This is a genomic window from Streptomyces yunnanensis (assembly GCF_029011865.1).
GTDB lineage: Bacteria > Actinomycetota > Actinomycetes > Streptomycetales > Streptomycetaceae > Streptomyces > Streptomyces yunnanensis.
This window is the reverse complement of the sequence record NZ_CP095749.1, coordinates 7683973-7705523: the sequence shown is the minus strand read 5'-3', so window position 1 is coordinate 7705523 and position 21551 is coordinate 7683973. Positions and strand designations below refer to the sequence as shown.

Here is a 21551-nt window from a genome sequence, read left to right as displayed (position 1 = left end):
TCCGACGGACCGGTCCGGCTGTCCGGCGAATCGGTTCGGCGAGTTTCGCCGGGGATAGCGGGAAGGAGGTGGCCGCCCAGGGGGCGCGCACAACGGCACCCGGCGATAGCGCACGGCCGGGGCCGCGTTCAGCCGGGCGAGCGGCAACGGTAGGAGGGCCCCGAACCGCCGGGTGGGATCGAACGCTACCACCGCACTCCGGCTGTGCTACGGAAATGCGGGGAAGCCGGGGATGCTCAAAAGTATTGACCTGTCGGGCTGGTGGAGACTTCACTGTTCGTGCCATGATCCGTTCGAACGTTGGCGATGCGCTGTTGCGGTGGCCGTGCCCGGGGCAGATGGCTGCTCGCGCGGCGGTGAACGACAGGATCCGCGCACGACGGCGCAGGGACGTACCTGCCAGTCCGATCGTCGGCCGGCACCCGGCCCCGCGCAGCTCCTGGCAGACATGCTCTTGGCCACTGCCTGTCCATCAGGCGCACCGTCGGCAGCTCAACCCCCAACTATGCACTCGTTTATTGATAGTTGGGGCGGCACTAATGGTTAGGGTGCAAAGATCCGGATGGTTGATTCCGTCGCCGGCGGGTGACCGTCGGCTGGCCTTGGGGGTTGGCGAGAGTGTCCGAGCTCATGGGGTTGTCTGGGGTGCGAGAGCCGTCAAGTGGAGCGGGGACCGGACAACCATGGTGGAATCCACAGCAGGCGTCCTCGATGCCGGCCCACCGCTACATCCGTGAAGAACCGCGGTTGCCACAGGGGTTGGCCGACCGGAGCTGGCCGGAACGGGAGATCGCGCGGCCCCCGCTATGGGCCTCGGTCGACCTGCGCGACGGCAACCAGGCACTGGCCAACCCGATGGACGCCCGGCGCAAGCGGCGGATGTTCGATCTCCTCGTCGGGATGGGCTTCAAGGAGATCGAGGTCGGCTACCCGGCGTCGAGTGCGGCGGACTTCTCCTTCATCCGGGAACTGATCACCCAGGACCTGGTCCCCGACGATGTGACGATCGTGGTGTTCACACCGGCCCGGCTGGATCTGATCGACCGTACCTTCGAAGCCGTCCAGGGCGCCAAGCGGGCGATGGTGCACCTGTGCCTGGCCACCGCGTGTCTGTGGCGCGAGGCGGTGTTCTCCATGACCGCCCCGGAGCTGCGGGAGTTCACCCTCCAGGCAGCAAGGCATGTGGCGGCGCTGGCGGACGGCATGCCCGGTTCACAGCTTCGGTTCGAGTACTCACCGGAGACGTTCAACGTCACTGAGCCCGAGTTCGCGCTGGAGGTCTGCGACGCGGTCAGCGCGGTCTGGGACGCCACTCCCGATCGCCCGGTGACCCTGAACCTGCCGGCCACGGTGGAGACCGACTCCCCCAATGTCTTCGCCGACCAGGTCGAATGGATGCACCGGAATCTCAACCGGCGGGAATCGGTGATCCTTTCCGTGCACCCGCACAACGACCGGGGCACCGCGGTGGCCTCGGCCGAGCTGGCGGTGATGGCCGGCGCGGACCGCATCGAGGGCACCCTCTTCGGCAACGGCGAACGGACCGGCAACGTCTGCCTGGCCACCCTCGCCCTGAACCTCTTCAGCCGAGGCATCGACCCGCAACTGGACTTCTCTGACATCGATGCCATCCGCCGGACGGTCGAGCAGTGCAACCAGATGCCCGTCCCGGCACGCCACCCCTACGCCGGCGACCTGGTCTATACCGCCTTCTCCGGTACGCACCAGGACGCGATCGGCAAGGGGTTCGCCGCCCTGGACAAGCGGTCCGCCCGCACCGGCCGGTCCGCGGCCGAGCTTCCCTGGGAGGTGCCCTACCTCCCCATCGATCCCAAGGACGTCGGCCGCACCTACGAATCGGTGGTTCGCGTCAACAGCCAGTCCGGTAAGGGCGGTGTGGCCCACGTCCTCAAGACCCACTATGGCCTCGACCTGCCCCGCACCCTGCGTGTGGAGCTGGCCAAGGCGGTCCAAGAGGTCACCGACGAGACCGGTGTCGAGGTCTCCTCGCGTCACCTGTGGGAAGTATTCACCGAGACCTACCTCGAACCCCGTCCCGGCCTCCTGCTCAAGGAGGTCGAGGAATCACCCCAGGGCAACCGCGTCGGCGTGACCGTCACCCTGGCGGAACCGGGCGGCCGGGAACGCGAACTCACCGGCATCGGAGACCAGTTCAGTGACGCACTCCTGGACGCTCTCGCCTATCTGGGCCATGACATCCGGCTCCATCAGCTCACCCACCACACTGTTGACGACCACGCCACCCCCCGGACCGCTGCCTACGTCCAGCTGACCACCGGCACATCCACCGCCCATGGCGCGGGAATCGATCCCGATTCTCACACCGCTGTCGCCACCGCGGTCTTCAACGCCCTCAACAAGGCCCTCGCTCCCCAGTGATCTCGGGAAAGTCACGGACCTGCCGAATCCCGGCGGGATTACACACCCGTGCCAAGAATGCCCCCTCGTCGGGGATGCCCACTGACACCGCAGGAGAGAGCTGAGAACGGTGGAAACCTCCGTCATAGCCGCTGGGTCGGCTGCCTCTATCAGCGGCAGCGTATTGGCATCCCTGGCCGCTATCCTCGCCGCCGCCTATCTTTTCGCCAGACTTGCCCAGCGCCTTCGCCAGCCTGCCGTGGTGGGCGAGATCGTCGCCGGTCTCGCCCTGGGCCCCAGTCTGCTCGGCCTGCTCCCGGGACACCTTACTCATCTGCTTTTCCCCGCCCCCGTCCTGCCGTATCTGAACATCCTGTCCCAATTGGGCCTGGTCCTCTTTATGTTCGGCATCGGCTATCAGCTGGATGTCTCCCATCTGCGAGGGGTCAGCCGCCGGATCACCGCGGTGTCCCTGAGCTCGGTAGCCCTCCCCTTCGCCTTGGGAATGGGGCTGGCGGCGCTCCTCCTTCCCTGGTTCATCACCCGGGAAATGAAGACCGATGGATTACTGGCGCCCGCCCTCTTCCTCGGCGCCGCGATGTCCATCACCGCGTTTCCCGTGCTCGCCCGGATCATCACCGAGCATGACATGCACAAGGATCGCATCGGGATCATGTCCCTCGCCTGTGCGGCCATTCAGGACGTCCTCGCCTGGTGCATTCTCGCCGTAGTCATTGCCATCGTGAATTCCACCGGCGGCTGGCCACTGGCCCTCCTGGCCCTCGAATCGGTCGCGTTCCTGCTCGGTCTCATCTACGTCGTCCGCCCCGGCCTCACCTGGCTGCTGGCCCCGGAACGCCGCTGGGCCGGAGCCCCCGCCACTCACGCCACACTCGTAGTCGGCCTGCTGCTCTCCGCCTGCGCCACCGACAAGATCGGTCTGCATGCGGTGTTCGGTGCCTTCGCCTTCGGCGCCGCGGTCCCGCGCCGGCAGATCGACGCACTGGCCCCCGAGGTCCCCGAACGCATCGAGCAGAGCAGCCTTTTCCTCCTGCCGGCCTTCTTCACCGTCACCGGCCTGTCGGTAAACCTCGGCGGACTCGGCGTCCGGGGCATGGTCATGGTCCTCGCCGTGGTCACGGTAGCCTGCATCGGCAAATTCGTTGGTGCGTCCGGCGCGGCACGTCTCACCGGGGCGTCCGGACGTGAATCGATCACCCTGGGAATCCTCCTCAACACCCGTGGCCTGACGGAACTCGTCATCCTCAACGTCGGCCTTTCCCTGGGGGTCCTCGACTCCCGCCTGTTCACCGCCATGGTCCTCATGGCTGTGTTCACCACCGTGATAACCGGGCCGCTCCTCCAGCGCGTTCATCCGAGATCGCCACATCCGCCAACGGCGCATCAGCAACCGGAGACCCACACCGCGGACGAAAGCCAGAGCCGTACACCGGACGCGGTCTCCTGACAGGCCGGCGCCTCATTCTGTGTGGCACTTGACACTAAATCATCACACCGCGCAATGCCGAAAAGGAACATGAGGAAGCACCATGACGCAGGACAGTACCCGGCAGCGAGGTCTCGACTCCCTCGCATCCAAGGAACGCTTCGACGCCCTCCTGGCGAAAATCGACGACGCCGAAGCATTCGACACCTCCCTCGGCGTCGAGACCAACCGCCCCGTGGAACCCTGGGAGATCGAGGAAGCCAACGACACCACTTTGCTCAACAACTCCCGCTACTCCCCCACACCGGTCCGGACGATCCGTCAGGCCATTGCAGCTTCTCCCCTACGGTACGAGGACATATCTTTCGTTGACTTCGGCTCCGGCAAGGGCCGGGCGATGCTCGTTGCCTCCGAATTTCCTTTCAGGAAGGTCATCGGCGTGGAGTTCTCCCGCCGTCTCTGCGAAACCGCGAGGGAGAACGTCGAACGCTACCGCGGCCCGCGGAAATGCGGCACCGTCGACGTGCGATGCCAGGACGCCGCAGCTTTCACGATCCCCGACGACGCATCCTTCTTCTACTTCTACGAGCCCTTCACGGTCGCCGTCGCGCAGCAGGTCCTCCGCAACATCGAGGCTTCAGTCCGGAGTCATCCCCGTCAGGCCGTCCTGTGCCTGGTGGGCGCGGGCCTGCTGGCGGCTCTCGACGGTCCGTCACCCTGGATCCAGCTCGGCGAGACCCTGGCCTCACCGGACGACCCCTACTTCGACACCAGGCTCTACGTGAACGGCACGCAGGAACACAGCACGGACGGAACGGCCTGACGGACGGCGCGGGCAGACGGACGGCGCGACCATCGACCCTGGCGGGCCCGTAGTCGTGCGCGATGCCCGCCCCACCGGCGCCCCCGGCAGTAGCCGCCTCGACCCGGGAGAGTCTCACTCCAGGGCAGCCCGCACCGCGGCAGCCAGAGCTCTCGGCCGCACACGCCGTACCGGAAAGCGCAAGGACGCCACGCCCGGCCGGGACGACCTGCTACGGGCCCGTCAGCCACCGACGGCCACCGCTTCACCGCATTCCAGCCCACGTTCTGAACGGCTCCGCCCGCACTTCGCCAGCCGGTCCCACCGTCAGCTCCGCTTGTCCAGGAAATCGTGCGGTGCTCGTCCTCCCCGCTGGTGGACAGTGCGGCAGTGCCCGTCTGCCGACCCGGACGGGCACCGGATCGTGGTGACCGAGGTCCCTGCCGACCATCCGCTGCGCTACCGGCCCTGAGCCGGCGGACCGGCCCGCGCCCGGTGGCGCGGGCCGGAGTGCGTCCGGTGCAACTCTGGGTTGCACAAAGGTCACTGGTGGTGGGTCCCCGCGGTCGCTAGCGTCGCGGGTATGACCACCACGGAATCCCCCATAGGCGGGGAGCACTTCGACGTCGTCATCGCCGGCGGCGGACCGGTCGGCCTGACACTGGCCGCGGAGTTGAGACTGCAGGGCGTCGCGGCGCTCGTCCTGGAGCGGGGGCGGCGTGGGGAGGGCGAGCCGCGCACGCTGGTACTGCACTCCCGGACGCTGGAGACGCTGGACCGGCGGGGCCTGCTGGCGAAGTTCACCCGCGCCCAGGAGAGCCTGCCGGGGCTGGCGGACTTCCGGCGGCAACTCGACGACCGGGCCGCGCGCGGCCACTTCGCCGGCCTGTACCTGCTCGGTCGGCACTCGGCGGAGCCGGCCGAGCAGCCGCACGGCCTGGCCCTCCCCCACCAGGTCCTCAAGAACCTGCTCGCCCGGCGGGCCGAGGACCTCGGCGCGGTGGTCCGCTACGACCAGGAGGTGACCGGCCTGGCCCAGGACGCGGACGGCGTCACCGTCCACGTGCGGACCGCGGACGGCGACACCACGGTGCGCGCGGACTTCCTGGTCGGCTGCGACGGCGGGCGCAGCGTCGTGCGCAAGGACGCCGGGATCGGCTTCCCGGGCACCGACCCGTCGTTGGTGTCCCGGATGGGGCGCGGCCGGGTCGAGGTCCACGGGGGCGGGGAGCTGCCGGCCGCCTGGCAGCGCACCGACGGGGGCTGGTTCATGCGGATGCCCGACGGGCGGATCGCCGTCACCGAGTGGGAGCCGCCGAAGGACCTGGAGAGTCCGGAGACCGTCGACGAACTGGCCCGGGGCATCGAGCGGGTGACCGGGCAGCGGGTCACCCTGAGCGATGTGGACTTCGTGACGCGCTTCACCGACAGCGCGCGCCAGGCGGACCGGTTCCGCGTGGACCGGGTGCTGCTGGCCGGCGACGCGGCGCACATCCACTTCCCGGCCGGTGGGCAGGGCGTCAACCTCGGCCTGCAGGACGCGTTCAACCTGGGCTGGAAGTTGGCCGCGGTGTGCCGGGGCCGGGCGCCGGAGGGGCTGTTGGACAGCTATCACGCGGAGCGGCACCCGGTCGCCGCGGAGGTGCTGGAGAACACCCGCGCCCAGGTCGCGCTGATGCGGCCCGGCCCGCAGGTGGACGCGCTGCGCGCGCTGTTCACTCGGCTGATGGCGATGGACGAGGTCAACAAGTACCTCAGCGACGTCATCTACGGCACCGGCATCCGCTACCCGGCCGGGCCCGAGGGACATCCGTTGACGGGGACGTTCGCCCGCGATCTGCCGGTGACGACGGCGGACGGCACGACGCGGCTGGCGGAACTGCTGCACCCGGGGCGGCCGTTGCTGCTGGGGCTGGAGGGGCCGGATGCGGACGGTTCCCTCAAGGCCGCGGCGGGGTGGGCCGACCGGGTCGAGATCGTCCCGGCCGCCACCCAGGCGCCCTCCCCGGCGGCGCTGTTGGTGCGGCCGGACGGCTATCTCGCCTGGGCGAGCGACGGGCCGGTGGCGGAGGACGCGCTGCGCGCGGCGCTGACCGCCTGGTGCGGGCCGGAGCGGGCGGCCGCGGACTGACCGGGGCGCGCCTGGGCACCACCGCGCCGACCGGCGGTGCGGACCGGGCTTCCTGCGCTCCCGGATTGCGCCTGTGCGCTGCTGTATGCCACGCCCCTGCCGGGCATCCTGCGGGTGCTCACCGTCCCCCGGTCCGGGAGGTGTTCCATGCACACACCGTCACTGGTCGGCTGGTTGTTGGTGCTGCTGTGCGCAGCCACCGGCGGCTACTGCCTGTCCCGTACCCGCACCGGCCCCCCGGAACAGCGGGCCACGGCCCGCGGCGAGGCGCTGATGGCGTTGGGCATGGCGGTGATGGCGCTGCCGGCCTCCGCGGTGGCGCCGCCGGCATGGTCGCCCTGGGTGTACACGGCGGTGTTCGGCACGTCGGCGCTCTGGGCGTTGGTGCGGCGCCATCTGCACCACGCGGTGGGGGCGCTGGCGATGGTCTACATGGCGCTGGCGATGGTCGGCATGCAGGACATGCCGGGGATGCACGCCGCGTCCGGCACGGCGGAGATACCGGGGATGCACGGCGCGCACGGGATGGCGGGGATGACCGGGGGGTCGCATGGCGCGCCCGCCGGCATCCCGCTGCTGACCGGCCTGCTGCTCGTCTACTACACGGTCTATGTGCTCGCCGCCGGGATCCGGCTGGCCCCCGCCGGCGCGCCGGGCGCACCGGGCGCCGCCGCCGGGACCTCCGTCGCCTGCGCCGGCCCGCCCGTCGTCCTGCGGGCCTGTCAGGTGGCCATGGGGCTGGGCATGCTCGCCATGCTCCTGGCGCTCTGAGGCCCGTCGCGCGCCCTCGGCCGCGCCGCCCCGCGCGCCGCACGCCTCCGCGGGGCGTGGTGTACGTCACTTCCGTCGCAGGACCGTACCAACCGGTAGCGGGCCGCTCATAGGCTGGCGCCATGATGGTCCCCCTCACGCTGATGATCCTCGGCGTGCTGGCCGCGGCGATGGCGCCGCGCGTGATGGCCCGTTCGGACTGGCCCGACCGCGAGCCGGTGCTGGCCCTGTGGGTGTGGCAGTGCGTGGTGGCGGGTGTGCTGCTGTGCTGTGTGCTCGCCATGGCGCTGAGCGCGGCCGCCGCCTGGGACGCGGTGCGCAGCCCGGTCTTCGGATTCGCCCCGCGGGTGGTCGTCGAGGCGTACGCGCTCAACACGTACGGGCCGTGGGCCGGTGTGCTGGCGCTGCTGCTGGCGGGCGGCGGCGCGTGGACGGTGGTGGCGCTGACCCGCGAGGTGCGGGCGGCGCGGGCCCGCCGCCGGCGACGCCGGAGCGAACTGCTGCGCCGCTCGCCGCTGCTGCCCGGCGAGGACCCGCGCGGCAGTCGCCTGGTGGTCCTGGAGGGCGACCGGCCAGGAGCGTTCCTGCTGCACCACCCCTCGCCCCAACTCGTCATCACCACCTCGGCGTTGCAACGCCTGAGGGGCCGTCAGCTCGATGCGCTGATCGCCCACGAGCAGGGGCACCTGCGGGCCCGGCACGACGTCCTGCTGCACTGCGCGTCGGCGCTGGCCGCCGGCTTCCCGCAGATCCCGGTGTTCGCGGCGTTCCGCGACCAGGTGCACCGGCTGGTCGAGATGGCCGCCGACGACGTCGCCTCGCGCCGCTTCGGCCGGCTGACCATCGCCCTGGCACTGGTCGAACTCAACGAGGACAGCGGGGTGTTCGGGCCCTGCCCGCCCCAACTGGCCCAGGTCCCACAGCGGGTGAACCGGCTGCTGGCCCCGGCCGCCCGCCTGACCCCCGGCCGCCGCCTGCGGATGACGGCCTATGCGCTGCTGCTGCCGGCCGTCCCGCTGCTGGTGGCGTTCGGCCCCGGGCTGCACGCGCTCACCTGACCGGCCACCGGACAACCGTCACCATGGAGACCATGACCACCATCAACGGCGCGCCCGGCGGTACGGCCGGCGGCGGGATCGACGGCGTCCTGTTCGACTTCTCCGGGACGCTGCTGCGCATCGAGCCGGCCGAGTCCTGGCTCCGCGCGTCCCTCGCCGCCTTCCACGCCGCCCCCGGAACGCCGCCCTGCCCCCTCGCCGACGGCGAGATCGTCCAGCTGGCCGCAGCCCTGGAGCGGGCCGGCGCCCTCCCCGGCGGCGCCTCGCCGGCCACGCTTCCCGACGAGCTGACCGCCCTGTGGGACCTCCGCGACCGCGACGCCCGCCACCACCGCGCCGTCTACACCGGCCTGGCCCGCCAAGTACCGCTTCCCCGGGCCGAGTTGTACGACCCGCCGAGCGCCGGGCGCTCCCTCTACGACGCCCTCTACGACCGCCACATGACGCCCGACGCCTGGTTGCCCTACCCCGACGCCGCCGAGGTGCTGGCCGCGCTCCATCTGCGCGGCATCCGCACCGGCGTCCTGAGCAACATCGGCTGGGACCTCCGCCCGGTCCTGCGCGCGCACGGCCTCGACCGCCACCTCTCCGCCTGCGTGCTCTCCTTCGAGCACGCCCTGCAGAAGCCGGACCCGCGGCTCTTCGAGCTCGCCTGCCGGGAGTTGGGGGTGGCGCCGCCGCACGTGCTGATGGTCGGCGACGACCGCACCGCCGACGGGGGCGCCACCGCCGTCGGCTGCGCCTACTTCCCGGTGGACCACCTCCCCGTGCACCGCCGCCCCGATGGCCTGCGCCCGGTGTTGGACCTGATCGGCTGAGCAGCGCGCGCACGGGGCCGGGCCGCCCCACCGGGCAGGGGCGACGCCGGACGGGGGTGGCGCGCCGCCCGACCGGTGTGTGATCGTCTGCCGGTGCGGCCCGGGCGCGCGACGCGCCGCGACCACCGCACCGGACCCGCACGCCCCGTTCCGACCAGGAGGCCGGCCCATGCCCACCCCCGCCCCGTACCTCGACGCACTGTTCTCGCTCGCCGGGCGCCGGGCCCTGGTGACCGGGGGCAGCTCCGGGATCGGGTGGGCGATCGCCGAGGCGCTGGGCCGGGCCGGCGCCGAGGTCGTCCTGATGGCACGCCGACCGGAACCGCTGCGGGCCGCCGCCGAGGGGTTGCGGGCGGCGGGCTGCACGGCGGACTGGGTCGCCGCCGACCTCGGCGACCGGGCGGCGGTGCGGACGGGCGCCGACGAGGTGGCGGAGCGCTGCGGCGAACCGGACATCCTCGTCAACGCCGCCGGGGTCAACCCCCGCCCGCACATGGACGCGTTGAGCACCGAGGACTGGGACCGCACGATGGCCGTCAACCTCGACGCCCCGTTCCTGCTGGGCCAGCGCTTCGGGCCCGGGATGGCGGAGCGGGGCTGGGGGCGGATCCTGCACCTCGCCTCCCAGCAGAGCATCCGGGCGTTCGGCAACAGCGGGGCCTACGGGGTGTCCAAGGCGGGTGTGGCGGCGCTGGCCCGCTCCCAGGCCGAGGCGTGGTCCGGGCGCGGCGTGACCGTCAATGCCCTGGCCCCGGGCTTCGTGCGCACCCCGCTCACCGAGGCGGTCTTCGCCGACCCGACGCGCACCGAGGCGATGGCCCGCCGGACGATGACCGGCCGCAACGGCGAACTGTCCGACTTCGCGGGCGCCGCGGTCTTCCTGGCCGGCCCGAGCGCGGCGTTCGTGACCGGCCAGACGGTGTTCGTGGACGGCGGCTTCTCGGTGACCTGACGGGCCGTCCCCCGCACACACCGGAACGGCACGGACGCCTTCGGGACCGCTGGCCCCGTCGCCCTCAGCTCCCCATATGCCTCGATCAGCGTCTCCCCCACGCCCGGACACCCACGGGAGGCCGTCGACCACGCCTCCTTACCTCCGAGGTAATCGCCCCCCTCCTCCCCCCTCGACAAGATGGAGACACCCCCGACACACCCACCCCAGCCACCCGCACCCGCACCCGCACGCACCGCATCAACCATCCGAAGGGACGCACCCCTCATGACCGCGACCACTCCGCCGACCACCCGCTCCGTGGTGGAGAAGCTGCTGCACCGGATCGGCGAGGGCGACCCGGAGCGCATCGCAGAGCTGTACGCCGACGACGCCGACTGGAAGTTGGACTGGCCGGAGGCCGAGCACGGCCGCGCCGCCACGCCCTGGATCCGTCACCGCACCACCCGCACCGACGCCGCCGCCCACTACCGCGAACTCGCCGAGCACCACCTCCCCGAGGCCGCGGCCACCGAGATCGAGCGGATCCTCGTGGACGGACCGGACGCCGTCGTCCTCGGCGAGATCCGCCAGACCGCACGGACCACCGGACGCGCCTACCGCGCCCGCTTCGCCCTCCACCTCACCGTCGACAACGGCCTGATCACCCGCCACCACGTCTACGAGGACAGCCTCGCCGTGACCCAGGCATTCGCACCGGCGGCCCACCACACGAACCACTGACCAGCACCCACAAACACCGGCAAGCGCCGACAAGCACCGACGCCACGAGCACGGCTTTTCAGAGTCGGTAGCCGAGGATTCTCCAATCGGCCGGAGTGCCGTTTTCCGTCAGGAGACTGCTCAGCGGCATCGTGAGGTTCGTCTGAAGCGGGGTTTCGTCATTGGGGACGGCCACGGCCTGCACCGACATGGAGCCGAGAAGTGCGGTCGCGAGCACGAGACCGACGAGTGCACAACGCGTATTTTTCATGTCGTGCCAACGAACCACGGGCAACAACGTCACCGTGCGGCGACCACCGTAGCCTGGCTGGGCTAGAGCGGCCGATCCACCAGGACCAACCTCGCCGAGAAACCCGTCAGCACCCGCCGCGCCGAGAAATATCCACGGGCGACTTCCCGCCCTTCGGCCGCCTGCGGAAGCCGCCCCCGCCACGAGTGGCCAAACCCCCTGCAAGGATGGCCATTTCGACGATCCTGAGGGGAATCCATCCGTGCGCACCCCTGCCGACTATCTGGAACTGGCACGCACCGAGGACGACAGCACCGCCCTGCATCGACTTGCGCAGTGCCCGTACCCCTTCGTCTGGCATGCGCTGGCGGTCAATCCCCGTACCGCGCCCGAGACCCTGGTGGAACTGAGCGCGGCCCACGACAGCACCTGGAACGACAACAAGCTCCTGTGCCTGCTGGCGGAGCATCCGGGTGCGGACCTCATGGTGTTGCGAGCCGTGCGCGATGTCGTGGCCGCGAAGCTCACCGAGGGCGAACGCCCCTATGCCGCCGTGCTCGCCCTGGCAGCACGAACCGAACTCGCGACGGAAGAGGTCCGGCGGCTCGGGACGCTCCGCGGGGCCTCCGCCCGTCTGCGTACCCGGCTCGGCCGGCGCCTCGCACTCCGCGCCTGACGCCCCGCCCGACGGCGTCTCAGCGCACCCCACCGACGCCAGCACACAAAGGCTTGGGCTCGTTCACGTCGAACGAGCCCAAGCCGGGCCGTGCTGAGTTCGTGCTGGCTTCCGCTGCGATCTTGGCGACGAAGGGGACAAGATGAACCGCGGAGTCGCCTCATGGGCTCGCAGTGCCAAAAGAGATCCCGCTCCGAGTCGAACGACGACACCGTCCGCGTCGTCAAACACACACGGGTACGCGAGAGCAGGCCCATCGGGCAACGAGAGGTCGTCCATGTTCGCCGAGTGATTGTCAAGACCTGTGGATCGTGGACTGATCGTCGTCGGGTGGCTGGGAGTTGAACAGGCGGAGCCAGCCACCGCCGACGCCCCAGTCTTCCCGGACCTCGTGCTCAGAACCCGGTGGGTGTTCGGGGCGTGTACGGACGCTCCAGCGCCGCGAGTTCGTCGCCGGTCAGCCGGACGTCCAGCGCGGCCGTCGCGTCGTCCAGGTGGCCCGGGCGGGTCGCGCCGACGATCGGGGCGGTGACCACCGGGTTGCCCAGCACCCAGCCGAGCGCGACCTGTGCCATCGGCAGGCCCCGGGCCCCTGCGACGGACTGCACGGCGTCCACGATCGGCCGGTCGGCGTCCGCGAAGAACCGCCTGGCGACCGGATCCCCGGCCGAGCGGGCCGTCGCCTGCCCATACGGGCGGGCCAGCCGCCCGGAGGCCAGCGGGCACCACACCAGACTGCCCACCCCCTGGTCGGCGAGCAGCGGGAACATCTCCCGCTCCTCCTCGCGCTGCACCAGGCTGTACTGGTGCTGCATCGATACGAAGGCCGGGCCGCCGTCCCGCGCCGCGGTGTGCTGCAGCTTGGCGAACCGCCAGGCCCACATCGAGGAGGCGCCGACGTACCGGACCTTCCCGGCCGCGACCACCTCCCGCAGGGCCGCCACGGTCTCCTCGACCGGGGTTACCGGGTCGAAGCGGTGCAGCTGGTAGAGGTCCAGGTAGTCGGTGCCGAGGCGGGTCAGCGAGCCGTCCACCTGCGCCAGGATCGCCTCGCGGGACAGCCCGGAGCCGCCCGGGCCGTCGTGCATCGGCAGGCCCACCTTCGTCGCGAGGACGACGTCTTCGCGCCGGGTGTACCGTCGCACCGCGCGGCCGACCAGCTCCTCCGAGGCACCGCCGCCGTACACGTTGGCGGTGTCCCAGAAGGTGATGCCGAGCTCGACCGCCCGCCGGAAGACGGGCGCCGCGGCCTCCTCGTCCAGCGCCCACGGGTTGTGCCCGCGGCCACTGCCGCCGAAGCCCATGCAGCCGAGCGCGATCCGGCTGACCGTCAGGTCGGTGCCGCCGAGCTTGACGTATTCCATCGTCGCCCCCGTCTCAGGCCGGGTACGGTTCGGCGGCCCGCGCGTGCTTCAACGCGCCTGCCCACCAGGACAGTTGGTCGAGCATGGTCTTGGCGTAGCCGGCCGCCTGCGGGTCGTCCGGGCGGCCGTCCGTCCAGGCGGTGAAGTAGTTCGGGAAGGCCAGGCCGTCCCGGATGGTCACCGCGTGCAGCTCGGTCAGCACGTTCTCCAGGTGCAGCACGGCATGCCGGCCGCCGGCCGCGCCGCCGTAGCTCACGAAGGCGACCGGCTTGGCCGTCCACTGGGTGAAGTGCCAGTCGATGGCGGCCTTCAGCGAGGCGGGGTAGCTGTGGTTGTACTCCGGCGTGACGATCAGGAAGGCGTCGGCGCCCTCCAGGGCCTGGGTCAGCCCGGCCATCCCGGCCGGGCGGGGGTAGTCGACACCCGCGAACTTCGGCGGGGCAGCGGGCAGCGCCAGTGGGAGGTCCACCTCGGCCAGGTCGACCACGTCGACCTCGAACCCGCCGTGCGCGACGGCCTGTTCGGCCACCCACGAGGACACCACCGGGCCGAACCGACCCTCCCGGACGCTGCCGACGAGGATCACCAGCTTGTGCGTGTTCTTCTCCATGTCCACCACCATCGGCCCGCCGGCCGGCCGCAACCAGACCGTGCCCAGGCTGGCCCCCACAGGGCCACCCTCCGCACTGCCGCAAGCCGTACGCTCGTCACATGGGCACACCTCTGGGGGACTTCATCCGCGCCAAGCGCGACAGCATCCAGCCGGATACGCTCGGGCTGGTCGACCACGGCCGCCGCCGCTCGCCCGGGCTGCGACGCACCGACCTGGCCGTCCGCGCCGGCATCAGCGTCGAGTACCTGACCCGGCTGGAGCAGGGCCGAGACCGCAACCCCTCCCCGGCCGTGGTCCACGCGCTCGCCGACGCCCTCAGCCTCGACCCCGCCGAGCGCGGCCACCTGCGCTACCTCGCGAAGATCACCGGTGGCGCCTGCCCCAACCATGTCCGCCCGGCCCCGCCCTCCCGCGAGGTCCGCCCCACCGTCCGCGACACCCTCCGCCTGCTCGAACCGGGCGTCGCCGCCGTTACCAACCGCCTCGGCGACATCCTCGCCCACACCCCCGGCTACGCCGCCGTCCTCGGCGCGGCCGGCCTGCTGGACGCACCGGCTCCGAACCTCACCCGCTACGTCTTCACCGACCCCCGGTCCCGCAGCCTCTTCCCCGACTGGGACGAGGTCGCCGACGAGCAGGCCTTCGACCTCTGGCTCGGTCCCTCGGCCGAGAACTCCGAGTGGCTCAGCACCGAACTCGCCCCCGTGGCCGGCCCCGAGTTCACCCGCCGCCTGGGCAACCACCGCGTCCCCCGCCGCGGCCCACTCCGCCTCCAGCACCCGGCCGGGCCCGAACTCCGCCTGCTGCGCGAGACCTTGGACCTCACCGCCGACGCCCAGCAGCTCCTCGTCCTCCTCCCCGCCGACGAGGACACCGCCGCCCACCTCGACCGACTCACCCAGCCGGCCCCGACCCGCCTGCGGGCCATCTCCTGAGCACGGCGAATTCGACGATCCGGACCACGGACGGATTCCAGCCTGGTTCGCCGGTGCCGACGGCGGCTCGGTGAGGCTCGGCCGTCGTGATCACGGTGGAGGGCGGCATCGCGGTTCGAACGGGCTTCGGTGGCCGTGCGTAGTGAAGGGTCTGGTGACGGGGCGAGCTGTCGCCCCGTCACCGGACCCACGGCGTCACCGCGACACCATTACTCGTTGCGCAGCTGGGTGGCCAGAGAGAGCAGCGGCTCGGTTTCCTCGTTGTGGCCAAGGGTCGTGAGGCGGGAAACCGCCGCGTCGAGGCGGGTGAGGGCGGGGGCGGGGCGTTCCAGGTAGATGCCCTCGATGGCGCCCGCGAGGCGGACGCACTCGGCCCACTCGCCGGCGTGGTCCTGATCCGGCCCCGGCTCGCCGAGCAGGGCTAGGGCCTGCTCCAGGGCAGCCAGGGCATCTTCGAACGCACCGGCGTAGGCGTTGACCCGTCCGTGCTCGTAGGCCAGAGCGGTGTCCAGGGAGCGGCCGCGGGCCTGGTATCCGGCGGCGCGGGCCTCGTCAGCGATCCGGCCGGCGTCGGCGAGGAAGGCGAGGGCGTCGGCCAGGCCGTCGCCGCCCTGCTGCTGGGCCTGGAGGCGGGCGAGTTCGCGCAGGCAGCCGCTGAGCTGCTCGTAGCGCGGGGCCTGGGCGTGGGCGGCGAGTGCCTGGTCTGCGGCCTTGCGGGCCTGGGCGTACTCCCCGGACTCGCCGAGGAGTACGGCAGTCTCCGCGGCGATCATGGCGTGGCTTCCCGGATCGTCGTCCCATTCGGCCGACTCGGCCGCGAGGGCGACGAACTCCGTCGTGGCGGCCTTGAGGTCCTCTCCCGCGTGCAGCGCGCGGGCGCGGGTCAGGCGCAGCTGGGCGACAAGCCGGTCGTCCAACTCTTCGGCAGCAACATCTGGTTCGACCAGCAGGGAGTCGAGCAGAGCGATGCAGTCCTCGACGCGCCCGAGGTCGAGACTGAGTTGGGCCGCGTTGCCGTAGGTGCAGTACGCGTCCGTCCGGCTGCCGCGGCGAAGTTCCAGCTCTGCGGAGCGTGTCAGGTGACGCAGTGCCTCCTCGGGACGTCCCAAGTGCATGCATGCCTCCGCCAGATCACCGTGGAGGCGAGCGGTGTTCACCGCGCCGGCCGGCCAGTCAGTGGCCAGGCGCAGGCTTTCGGTCAGGTCCGCGTGTGCGGCCTGCGCGGCCTGGAGGCCGAGCTGGAGTCGACCGCGCAGTCCGAGCGCGCGGGGCAGGTGCCAAGCGGGGCCGTGCGCCTTCAGCCGGTCGAGGAGGGCGTCGATTTCGGTGACCGCGGCGGGCAGGTCGCCGGAGACGGCGTAGGTGCTGGCCCGCAGCACCTGTGCGCCGGAAATCTGGCCGGTGACGTCGTGCTGGGTGGCGAAGGCGTGCAGCAGGTCCACCTCGGCGAGGGCCGGCGCGATGTGCTCGTCATCTCCCGAGGACTGCAGGCGCAGGCCGAGCGCGGTCGCCCGCAGCCGCAGCAGGCGGGCCTCCTGGTACGGGGCGAGTGCGGGCGTCTCCTGGTGCAGGCGGACCATGGATGTGTGCGCGACGGTCAGCGCGGCGGTCTTCGCCTCCGCCCCGTCGCCACCCTGGGTGGGAATCTCGGCGGTGGCCAACAAGGCGCAGGCGCGGGCGAGCGTCGCGTCACCCGGCGCTCCGGCTTCGTCGTACAAGTTCGCGGCCTCCTCGTGGAGGGCTGCTGCGGCCTCGAACTCGTCCTTCTCACCGGCCCGGTTCGCCTCGTCGGCCAGCAGATCTGCGCGCAGTTGCGTGAGCGGCCCCACGGCCGGGTCGTCGGGGTGGGTGTAGTCGCGGACGGCGACGAGCGTGCGCAGGCGCGCCCAGCATGCCTCGGCGTCCGGATGTCCTTGCTGGTCCAATTCCCTTGCGCGCGTGATGAGTTCGGGAAGTGTGTCGGGGACGGTGGCGGCGGTGGGGGCGGGAGACGTGGCGAGCGGGACGAACACGGCCACGTCGTCGAGGCTGCGGCTGCGCAGGGTCAGTTCCAGCGCCGCCAGGAGCGGGGCGCGGTCGAGGCGGGTTCTGCGGTGGTCGGCGTGGGTCGTGGTTCCGTTGCGGGTGTCGAAGCGCGCAGCGAGGTCGTCAGCGCGGCGGTGCACCTCGGCGTGCAGACTGGCTACCGTCCAAGTGCGGCCCGTGTTTCCGGAGGCGGGCAGGTCGCCATGGCCGAGCTGCCCGACGCGCTGGAGCAGCACTTCGACGCCGGTGAGGAAGTGGAGCAGGTCCAGCGGGGAGTCGACGTCGTCGAACAAGTTGCGGTTCTCGGCGAGCAGTTCCAGGCCGCGTGCCTCGTTGCCGGTCAGCGCGCAGAACTCCAGGTGCCTGCCGACCTCCCCGGACATCGAGGGGTTGCGGCGGCAGGCGCGGTAGCCGGTGAGGTGCAGTTCACGGGCCCGATCGGTGCGGCCGGTGCGCAGCAGGGGCAACAGCGCGTACGAGACGGACCGGGCCGGCTCCTCCTTGCAGGATTCCTGCCCGGACAGGACGGGCTCCCAGGTGCGCAGCGCCCGTTCGTCGTCGCCCGCCGTCAGGTGGTACTGCGCGCGCTCGCAGATCTCGCATGCCTGGCAGTCGCTGAGCTCGGTGCGGGCGCGGCCGGCCCACAGTTCGTAGGCCAGGGTGGTGTCCTCGCCGGTGTGGGCGGCGAGTTGGTACGCCTGTCCGTAGTAGGGCTGGAGGCCGAGGCCGGCCTCTTCGTACCGGTCGCGCATCTCGGTCAGCCACTGGTGCAGGCTGGCCAGCGGTATCTCGGGCAGCGCGCGCAGGGCGTTGGCCAGCCACTTGAAGCGCCAGAACAACGTGTGGCGCAGGCGCTCGTCGAAGATGTCGGGCTGCTCGTCGAAGAGGGTGAGCAGGCGGGCGAAGACGACGGGCGACTTCCGGGGTTCGGAGCCGTAGGTGTACGCCTCGTGGAGTTCGAGGAGCGCGTGGACGAGCGGGACGGGTTCCGCGAAGTGCTCGGCGGCGTCGACGAGCTCCTCGGCGGTGACGGTGCGGCCCCGGCCGTAGGGGCGCCGGTCGTTCTCCTGGAGCGCCCGGTACAGCTCGTCGGTGGTCTGGGGTGCGGTCGGCATCGTCAGCGGTCCTTGCGCAGGGCGTGGGCGAGAAGGTCGAGGAAGGAGCGGTTGATCAGGCTCGATTCGGCGGGCCTGAGCGGGCGCCGGGACAGCAGCGCGGCCTGCCCGTAGAGGGCTTCGGCACTGGTGCGGGCGAGCTCGGGTTCGTCGATGGCGAGGGCGGTGCGCACCAGCGGATTGAGCTGATTGAGGATCAGCTGGGCTCGTGGCGCCTCCTGGTGCAGGGCACCGAGGATGTCGCCCCACAGGCCGCCTTGTTGCTCGCGGGCGAGCTGGGAGCGGGTGCGCTCGTGCCGGGCCTCGCGGCTGTCGACGAGGAGGGCGGGGGCGGAGGCGGGCTGGAAGGTGCGCAGCGCCACTTCGCAGTCGAAGGCGGCGAGGGCGTCGCGGGCCTGTGCGAGATAGGCCGCAGCGGCCAGTTCCGTCTCCCGGTCGACGGGGTCGAGGTGGGCGGTGAGGGTGGCCGGGTCGAGGTCTGCGACGCTGACTTCGGGCCTGATCTCGGGTATCCGGTGGACCAGTTCACGGTCGTAGGTGTAGCCGCCGTTGACGACGCCGAGGCCGGCGGCCGAGGCGATCGCCGCGACCTGCCGGAACTCCTCCACACTCGACGTCACGAGCACGGTGCGGTGGGTGCGGGCGAACTCGTCGAGGGTGGTGTGGCCGTCAGTGGTCTCGAACGGCAGCCAGGGCAGCAGCATTCGCAGGATGTCGTCGTCGTGCACCGCGAGGGACTTCACGGCCAGGTGGTGGGCCTGGAGGAAACGGGCGAGCAGATCGGGGTCGCTGGCGGCGGTCCGCGCGATCCACGCGCGCAGCCGCTCGGCGAGGGCGTCGCGGACGGCCGCGAGGGTGTCGTCCTCGTACAGGGACTCGCGGGACGCCGTCGGGCGCAGGCTCTCGGCGTCAATGACGCAGCGGACGAAGAACGCCCACTCGGGCAGGATCTCCTCGGCCTGCTCGGACAGCAGCATGCCCTTGACGTGCACGCGATGGCCGTGGCGGCGTCCGACCGGCACGGCCTCGGTCAGCACGCACGCGATGCCTTTCAGGCCCACGGCCGGCAGGTCCAGCTCGATGGTGTCCAGCGGCGTGAATCCGAAGACCTCCTCGCCGTACTCGGCCAGTGCGCGGGAGCGAGCTCCCGGTGTGCGGTGGGTACGCGCCCAGGGTGCCGGCTCGGGGTTCACCGACGCACCTGGGCCGCCTGTGCCGTCGGTGAAGGACACCGGGTGGCGCAGCAGAGAGCCGAAGTGCCGGGCCAGCGCGTGTACTTGTGCCGGCCGGGTCCACTCGCCGGCGTCGGCACGCGGCGTCAGCGTGACGGTCGTGCCGGGCTCAGGGCGGGCGGAGGCGGGCAGGGTGCGGACGGTGTAGCTGCCGTCGCCGCGTCCCCGCCACTCCACGGCGGGGGCGTCGGGCGTGCGGGCGGAGCGGCTCAGGACCTGGATCTCGTCCGCGACCAAGAAGCAGGAGAGCAGGCCGATGCCGAACTGGCCGATGAAGTCCCCCCGTTGCTCGACGATCCCCTCGGCGCGCTTGCTGCTGCGGCCGATCGTGGCGAGGAAGGCGTGCACGTCGGCCTCGGTGAGGCCCACGCCGTCGTCCTCGACACGCACCACCGAACCATCGGCGTACAGACGGATGCCGAAGGCGTCGGCGGGTTCCTCCGGTGCGAGGGCGTGCCGGGCGGTCAGTGCGTCCACCGCGTTCTGCATCAATTCGCGCAGGTAGACGCGGGGGCTGGAGTAGAGGTGGCGGGAGAGGAGATCGACCAGGCCACGCAGATCCACCTGGAAGGTGCGGTCGACGCCGGTCGTGTTGGTGTCGGTGTGAGGCAGAGTCATCGGGTGGTCCGGAGGGAAGGGAGACGGGTTGACGGGCGAAGCGGGGCCGGCGCGCGCTCAGGCGCGACGGTGGAGGCGGGCAAACTGCTTCTCGGGCTCCTCGAAGTAGCTCCAGGGCCAGCTGGTGTAGGCGCCGTCGAGCACCCGGAGGACGCGCCGGACCGTGTGGTCTTCACCGGCCAGCGCCAGGGCCATGGCGAACAGGTGGAAGTCGTGCTGCCAGCCCGGGCGATACGCATAGGCAGGGTGAAGGATGCTGTGGTCGGCCGCAGCCCGCAACTCGGCCTGGACGGCGGCGTTGACGAGGCAGTCCCCCTCGTCCGACTCGACCCAGTCCTCGATGTGTGCCATGGCGAGCACGCAGCCCAGGCGATGCCCCTGCGGGGTGTGGGCCAGCGCGCCGCGGGCGAACGCCAGAGCCTGGCCGGGCTCCCCTCCCCAGCGGGGCTGCAACTGCGACACCCACTCAAGGTGGGTCTCCAGGTCCAGCGGGTCACGACGCAGGGCGGCGTGGAGCCGGACTTCGCTGACAGCGGGAGACAGCGACATGCCACGGCCGGAGGTGAGGAGGTGGCACCACGGCGTGATCCAATCCGGCCGCAACTCAGCGGCTTGGAGCAGCTGTTCCTCGGCGATCCGGAGCCGCTCGTGAAAGATCCGCCACTGCTCCTGTGCGACGTTCCTGGCGAGCTCGGCGGTGCGCGCCTCCCAGCCCCAGCTGAGGTGACGCGTCCCGGATATCAGCAGTGCCGTCGCCCGGTGTTCCCCGTCCTCCTCGACGGCTCGGCCGATCCAATCCTGCACACCGTCCACGTCGGCCAGCTGACCGAGGACCTGGTGGTCATGGCCAAGGTCGAAGGGGGCCAGCGCCGCCTTGACCGCCTCCCAGTCACCCGCGGTGGCAGCCTCAACCAGCGCGAGCACCCGCGCGTCCCCAAGTGCGTGCAGCGGGTAGATCCCGTTCTTCTGCCTGCGAGGGACCGGAAGGGCATGCGGATTCGCCAACGGCCTCTCCGCACCCCTGCCGAACAACTTGCTGAACATGCCGCGCCCTTTCCTGGCCCCACGTGATCTTCTGGCGCAGCATAAACGGCCCCACCGACATCACTTCCACGGAATTTTCACCGATGCAGCACAATATCGCTCGCGGTGCGACCCTCTCCCCCAGGCACCACCAAACCAATTGACGTCCGCAGCAGACCTGTTTCGGTCCCTGCGATTCACCTGTCCCCGGCTCGGAAGCGGCACGGACAAACGAACCGGGAAGCGCCGGAAAACGATGGCCGGCAGGGCTCTGCCGGCACGCTTGGACGTCAAGCGGGCTGCTCCGGAACGGTTTTCCAACAATGTGCACTGGGAGCCCCATCGAGACTTCGCGCACGAACTCCGTCGGGGCCATTCGCATTGAGGACGTGGCCCGACCCGGACAACGCCGGCACCAGCGTCTCCCAGGTCGCCGGCCTCGGCTACCTCGGCATCCTGGCCGGCCCCGCCATCCACGAAGCCTTCGGCGGCCTCACCACATGCTCATCACCCACAGACACGTCCAACACCTTTATCAGGACCTCTTCATGTCACGCGCTGACCGGCAAGTGGCTCGCTGGCGCGGGCCTCGTCACCACACGTGCCATGGTGGCTGTGCTGGCGGTACTCGGCGCGGTAG

Annotated in this window: 17 protein-coding genes and 1 pseudogene; 12 read left to right on the top strand and 6 right to left on the bottom strand. The window is 71.2% G+C overall.

All coding sequences use genetic code 11. From position 1 onward, the window contains the following. Nucleotides 1-711: 711 nt before the first annotated feature. From MOV08_RS33715 to MOV08_RS33670, 10 genes and pseudogenes are all read left to right on the top strand, one after another. Nucleotides 712-2400, top strand: coding sequence for a 2-isopropylmalate synthase (locus tag MOV08_RS33715; protein ID WP_338057267.1), 1689 nt, complete (start codon nucleotides 712-714; stop codon nucleotides 2398-2400). A gap of 109 nt (nucleotides 2401-2509) precedes the next feature. Beyond that, a complete protein-coding gene (locus MOV08_RS33710; RefSeq protein ID WP_275310063.1) occupies nucleotides 2510-3847 on the top strand; it encodes a cation:proton antiporter in 1338 nt (445 codons plus the stop codon). An 82-nt stretch (nucleotides 3848-3929) separates the two neighbouring features. After that, complete coding sequence (locus tag MOV08_RS33705; RefSeq protein ID WP_275310062.1) at nucleotides 3930-4649, top strand: class I SAM-dependent methyltransferase; 720 nt, start codon at nucleotides 3930-3932, stop codon at nucleotides 4647-4649. Between the two features lie 376 nt (nucleotides 4650-5025). Then, nucleotides 5026-5100: pseudogene (locus MOV08_RS33700) on the top strand (VOC family protein); the annotation flags it as partial. 111 nt (nucleotides 5101-5211) lie between these two features. Then, nucleotides 5212-6759 carry an FAD-dependent monooxygenase gene (locus MOV08_RS33695; RefSeq protein ID WP_275310060.1) on the top strand — a complete coding sequence of 516 codons (1548 nt, stop codon included), beginning with the start codon at nucleotides 5212-5214 and terminating at the stop codon, nucleotides 6757-6759. A gap of 147 nt (nucleotides 6760-6906) precedes the next feature. Then, nucleotides 6907-7530, top strand: a complete 624-nt coding sequence (locus MOV08_RS33690; RefSeq protein ID WP_275310058.1) for a DUF5134 domain-containing protein — start codon at nucleotides 6907-6909, stop codon at nucleotides 7528-7530. Between the two features lie 122 nt (nucleotides 7531-7652). Further along, complete coding sequence (locus tag MOV08_RS33685) at nucleotides 7653-8588, top strand: M56 family metallopeptidase (RefSeq protein ID WP_039638088.1); 936 nt, start codon at nucleotides 7653-7655, stop codon at nucleotides 8586-8588. A gap of 23 nt (nucleotides 8589-8611) precedes the next feature. Then, nucleotides 8612-9406 carry an HAD family hydrolase gene (locus MOV08_RS33680; RefSeq protein ID WP_275310056.1) on the top strand — a complete coding sequence of 265 codons (795 nt, stop codon included), beginning with the start codon at nucleotides 8612-8614 and terminating at the stop codon, nucleotides 9404-9406. 169 nt (nucleotides 9407-9575) lie between these two features. Continuing rightward, on the top strand, nucleotides 9576-10358 hold the full coding sequence (locus MOV08_RS33675) for an SDR family NAD(P)-dependent oxidoreductase (protein ID WP_275310054.1): 783 nt from the start codon (nucleotides 9576-9578) through the stop codon (nucleotides 10356-10358). A 267-nt stretch (nucleotides 10359-10625) separates the two neighbouring features. Further along, entirely contained in the window at nucleotides 10626-11081 is a 456-nt protein-coding gene (locus tag MOV08_RS33670; protein WP_275310053.1) for a nuclear transport factor 2 family protein, read from the top strand. A 58-nt stretch (nucleotides 11082-11139) separates the two neighbouring features. Here the strand turns inward: MOV08_RS33670 and MOV08_RS33665 are convergent, their stop codons facing one another. After that, on the bottom strand, nucleotides 11140-11364 hold the full coding sequence (locus MOV08_RS33665) for a hypothetical protein (protein ID WP_275310052.1): 225 nt from the start codon (nucleotides 11362-11364) through the stop codon (nucleotides 11140-11142). A 208-nt stretch (nucleotides 11365-11572) separates the two neighbouring features. Here MOV08_RS33665 and MOV08_RS33660 point away from each other — a divergent pair, with 208 nt between their 5' ends. Next, nucleotides 11573-11986, top strand: coding sequence for a hypothetical protein (locus MOV08_RS33660; protein ID WP_275310050.1), 414 nt, complete (start codon nucleotides 11573-11575; stop codon nucleotides 11984-11986). A 395-nt stretch (nucleotides 11987-12381) separates the two neighbouring features. On the opposite strand, the gene MOV08_RS33655 is transcribed toward MOV08_RS33660, so the two are convergent. Next, nucleotides 12382-13350, bottom strand: coding sequence for an aldo/keto reductase (locus tag MOV08_RS33655; RefSeq protein WP_275310049.1), 969 nt, complete (start codon nucleotides 13348-13350; stop codon nucleotides 12382-12384). Between the two features lie 13 nt (nucleotides 13351-13363). After that, complete coding sequence (locus MOV08_RS33650; RefSeq protein ID WP_275311981.1) at nucleotides 13364-13960, bottom strand: NADPH-dependent FMN reductase; 597 nt, start codon at nucleotides 13958-13960, stop codon at nucleotides 13364-13366. Nucleotides 13961-14061: 101 nt separating this feature from the next. On the opposite strand from MOV08_RS33650, the gene MOV08_RS33645 reads away from it, so the two are divergent. Continuing rightward, nucleotides 14062-14898, top strand: a complete 837-nt coding sequence (locus MOV08_RS33645; RefSeq protein ID WP_275310047.1) for a helix-turn-helix domain-containing protein — start codon at nucleotides 14062-14064, stop codon at nucleotides 14896-14898. Nucleotides 14899-15107: 209 nt separating this feature from the next. On the opposite strand, the gene MOV08_RS33640 is transcribed toward MOV08_RS33645, so the two are convergent. From MOV08_RS33640 to MOV08_RS33630, 3 genes are read right to left on the bottom strand one after another with little or no spacing between them, the layout of a single operon-like run. Then, entirely contained in the window at nucleotides 15108-18038 is a 2931-nt protein-coding gene (locus MOV08_RS33640) for a hypothetical protein (RefSeq protein ID WP_275310045.1), read from the bottom strand. A gap of 2 nt (nucleotides 18039-18040) precedes the next feature. Further along, nucleotides 18041-19888, bottom strand: coding sequence for an HSP90 family protein (locus MOV08_RS33635; protein WP_275310044.1), 1848 nt, complete (start codon nucleotides 19886-19888; stop codon nucleotides 18041-18043). A gap of 57 nt (nucleotides 19889-19945) precedes the next feature. Next, on the bottom strand, nucleotides 19946-20932 hold the full coding sequence (locus tag MOV08_RS33630) for a hypothetical protein (protein WP_275310043.1): 987 nt from the start codon (nucleotides 20930-20932) through the stop codon (nucleotides 19946-19948). Between the last annotated feature and the right edge of the window lie 619 nt (nucleotides 20933-21551).